The organism is Sedimentibacter sp. B4, from assembly GCF_000309315.1.
Taxonomy (GTDB): Bacteria; Bacillota; Clostridia; order Tissierellales; family Sedimentibacteraceae; genus Sedimentibacter; species Sedimentibacter saalensis.
On record NZ_CANG01000802.1, the window covers coordinates 1 to 224 of the forward strand.

At 69.2% G+C, this 224-nt stretch carries 1 protein-coding gene; it reads right to left on the reverse strand.

Features of this window, described 5'->3' with window-relative positions; translation table 11 throughout:
* The coding region (locus tag BN358_RS27860) for a redoxin domain-containing protein (RefSeq protein WP_306461332.1) at positions 1 to 179 on the reverse strand (179 nt) is incomplete at its 3' end.
* Between the last annotated feature and the right edge of the window lie 45 nt (positions 180 to 224).

The following is a 224-nucleotide window of genomic DNA, read 5'->3' on the forward strand; positions in this document are numbered from 1 at the left end:
TTGAGGACGTCCCGCCCGGGATCGGCCAGCAGCGGGAAGCGGAGGTGGTCGCGCTCACGGAACTTCGCGAGCTTGTCGGTGCTGTCCGGGGAGATCCCGATCACCTGGTAGCCGGCGGCGTCGAGGTCGCCCATCGCGGCGTCGAAGTCGATGGCTTCCAGCGAGCACCCGGGGGTCATCGCGGGCGGGGAAGAAGTAGACGATCGACCCGGCCACCGGCGTAA